This is a genomic window from Caballeronia arationis (assembly GCF_001544975.2).
GTDB classification, from domain to species: Bacteria; Pseudomonadota; Gammaproteobacteria; order Burkholderiales; family Burkholderiaceae; genus Caballeronia; species Caballeronia arationis.
On the sequence record NZ_FCOG02000583.1, the window covers coordinates 1 to 598 of the forward strand.

General features: G+C 62.5%; 1 protein-coding gene. It reads left to right on the plus strand.

What is annotated here, in order from left to right; genetic code table 11:
* Nucleotides 1-598, plus strand: a 598-nt coding sequence (gene istA / locus AWB81_RS43985) for an IS21 family transposase (RefSeq protein ID WP_144444437.1), incomplete at both ends; no start/stop codon positions are given.

A 598-nucleotide genomic window follows, 5' to 3' on the forward strand; every position in this document is an offset into this window, starting at 1 on the left:
TTCGTCATGACGTTGAGGTATTCGCGGCGCAGCTTCCGGCGCGTGGTCTGGAAGTCCAGCAAGCAGGTCTGGGCCCAGCTTCACGAAGAGGCCTTCCGGTACTTCGGTGGCAGCGTGAGCTATGTCGTCCTCGACAACCTTCGTGAGGGCGTCATCACGCCCGACCTGTACGAGCCCGAGATCAACCGGCTCTATGCCGCGATGCTCGAGCACTACGGCGTCATTGCCGACCCGGCTCGCGTACGCGACCCGAATCGCAAGGGTTCCGTAGAGAACGCGATCCAGCATACGCAGAACACCGCGCTCGCCGGCCGGCGATTCGAGTCGCTCGACGCCCAGAACGAATTCCTAATGCACTGGGAAGAGAACTGGGCCGCCAAACGCATCCATGGCCGTGCACGGCGACAGGTCGAGGCGATGTTCCAGGAGGAGAAGCCTCACCTAAGGCCGTTGCCGATCACGGGATTCCGCTACTTTACCGAGGTCGTGCGCACTGTCTGGGACGATACCACCGTAAGCGTCGAACGCAGCAACTATGCGGCGCGGCCCGCGCCCATCGGCAGTCTCGTGTGTGTGCGCATCTACGACACCACGATCG